This window comes from Pontibacter rugosus (assembly GCF_042678745.1).
Classification (GTDB): Bacteria; Bacteroidota; Bacteroidia; order Cytophagales; family Hymenobacteraceae; genus Pontibacter; species Pontibacter rugosus.
In genome coordinates this window covers 1-2564 of sequence record NZ_JBHTLD010000364.1, presented here as the reverse complement: position 1 = coordinate 2564, position 2564 = coordinate 1, and the positions used below count along the sequence as shown (strand labels likewise).

2 protein-coding genes and 1 pseudogene are annotated in these 2564 nt (G+C 43.4%); 2 read left to right on the top strand and 1 reads right to left on the bottom strand.

Translation table 11 applies throughout. The annotated features are described in order from the left end of the window. Together ACFQ2O_RS21165 and ACFQ2O_RS21160 are read left to right on the top strand one after the other, a co-directional pair. A pseudogene (locus ACFQ2O_RS21165) lies at nt 1–294 on the top strand (LON peptidase substrate-binding domain-containing protein); the annotation flags it as partial. 20 nt (nt 295–314) lie between these two features. After that, nucleotides 315–1532, top strand: a complete 1218-nt coding sequence (locus ACFQ2O_RS21160) for a metallophosphoesterase (RefSeq protein WP_377532800.1) — start codon at nt 315–317, stop codon at nt 1530–1532. 75 nt (nt 1533–1607) lie between these two features. Here ACFQ2O_RS21160 and ACFQ2O_RS21155 read toward each other — a convergent pair whose 3' ends face one another. Continuing rightward, on the bottom strand, nt 1608–2501 hold the full coding sequence (locus tag ACFQ2O_RS21155; RefSeq protein WP_377532798.1) for a diacylglycerol/lipid kinase family protein: 894 nt from the start codon (nt 2499–2501) through the stop codon (nt 1608–1610). Nucleotides 2502–2564: the final 63 nt, after the last annotated feature.

Here is a 2564-nt window from a genome sequence, read left to right as displayed (position 1 = left end):
ATAGTTAAATTACAGATAAAGGAGCACCTTGAAAAGCTTTACGATGCACTGGGTTTAGATAAACTGTATAGTGAGTTGCCTGAGGATTTTAAGAGCTATGATATAGCGCACCACCTGGGCCTGAACACAGAGCAAGAATATGCGATGCTTCAGATATTAAGTGAAAGCGAAAGACAGGAAACTATTCTACTGCATCTGAAACAGATATTACCGATTGTAGCGGAAACAGAGCGTTTGAAAGATCGGGTTCGGTTGAATGGTCATTTCAAGAATCTTACTCCTCCTAATTTTTAGATTTACAGGTCCTTGCCCTTATGCTGCTATACTTTCTGGTTATCATCCCGACATTACTAGTCGTTTTTTTTGCCTTTAGCTATTGGCAGGAGCGAAAGTACAGACGTAAGCCATTCTACCGGCTGTCTGATGTTACCTGGCAGCGCTATACTCCGGCAGAAGATGCTATAGTGGTTCACTCAGTTGCTATGATTGGTGACATAGGAGCTCTGGCAACCGACGGAACTGACCCAGTACTTAACTTAGTGCAACAGTGGCAGCAGCAAGCACAGGAGAAAGGCACCATGGTATTTCTGGGGGATAACATCTACCCTATCGGTTTGCCTGAGGAAGGGCACAGGCATAGAGCTACAGCCGAGGCTCGCTTGAGCACGCTAACAGATACTGTAAAGAATTTCAGTGGCAGAGGCGTTTTCTTAAGTGGCAATCACGATTGGCTGAAAGGCCGCAAAGGAGGCTATGCGCAGATGCTGCGACAAGAGCAGTTTGTGCGCCAACACATAGCAGACCCTGATGCCTACCTCCCTCCTAACGGCTGCCCTGGGCCCAGTAGTGTTCAGTTGGCTGATGGCCTTTTATTAGTGGTGATCAATACGCAATGGTTTGTGCAGCGTGGCGAAACGCCGCTTGGTCAGCAGGACGGCTGCCCTTATAATCACATCGAAGAATTTTTTCTGGAGTTAAACAAGCTTTTAAAGCGCAACACGCACCAGCGGGTTCTAATTGCGGCACATCACCCCCTTTACAGTAATGCCATGCACGGCGGTAAGTTTACCATGAAGCAGCATATTTTCCCGCTTACTGCTATGCATAAACGAATTTATGTGCCATTGCCCGTATTTGGATCCATTTACCCTTTCTACCGCCGATTTTTCGGAGCTTATGAAGATATGTCGCACCGCAAGTATAAACGGATGCGCAAACGCCTGCTTCGCATTTTCCATAGGTATAGTAACCTGATTTATGTGGCTGGACACGATCATAACCTGCAGCACTTTGAAGTGAGAAAAAACCATTACATAGTCAGTGGATCGGGCAGTAAAACAGCTTTTGTAAAAAAGGGAGGAAAAGCCACTTTTACCTTAGAGGCCTTAGGCATATTTGTACTAAACTACTACAGCAATGGAGAAGTATGGCTGGAGTGTTTGGCAGTTTCAGAAACAGCTGCCACAGGTCAAGTAGCTTTCAGGAAAAAGTTAGATCTGATTATCACAAGAGCACCAGTCTCTAACAGCTGAAATCATCCTACGCATTTACTTGTAGAAATGAAGAGGTTCTTTGTAATCCGATAGGAAAGAACAGTATATTATATTTTAATCTTCATCGTCAGCTGGTAAAATTACCCTCAGGCTTTTGGGGTGAATAATTACTTCTATTTCTTCTCCGAAGTCAACAGGCTCGCCATCTATGTGCACTACTTCGTTTTCCAGGTTATAGATTTTAGCTCGTGTACAGGTGATGGTGCGGCTAAAAACACTTGTATCTATACTATCGGTGTACAGTTTGTATAATATACCGAGTGCCGCACTTCTAGGAAAAGGCTCTATCAAACATATCTCAAATCGACCATCATTGATGATGCCACTTGGATTGATATTAGCATTACTGCCAAAGGCGTTCGCATTGGCTATTGTCACCATAAAAGCCAATCCTTCAAAATTCTCAGTATCAGTTTCTATCCTGTAATTTTTGGGCTCATAACTCAGGTATTCCTGCATCGCTATCCAGGCATAAGCACCGGGGCCGCGCGTATCACCTTCACAAAAACGCCTTACCACGAGTGCATTAAAACCAAGGTCGCTAAGATGTATGGAAGGCATACCGTTCAGTGTAAGGGTATCGATATTACCTACTATATGGTGGTGTAGCAACTGAAGCGCTTCTTCCGTATCCTGTGGAATACCAAGATCCTTCGCTAGTCCGTTACCAGAGCCAAGAGGAATAATACCTAAAGGTATGCTTGTGCCGATAAGCAGGGAGGCTACCATACTCACTGTGCCATCTCCTCCTATGGCATACACTGCTTCATACTTATATTCATCAAGTATAATTTTTATTTGCTCCTCATCATTAATGCCTGTTGTTATATAGATTTTATACTTTATACCGTGTTCATTGCAAAGGCTTTTAATATCCTCTTCCAAATCTGCTTTTTCTACATCTCCGGAGATAGGATTCAGAACAAACAATAAACTCGAGTGCAACATGATAAGCTTTTAGTTTGGGTGTAACTAGTTATCTATGTAACGCAAAAAGAACTATAAAGTGCT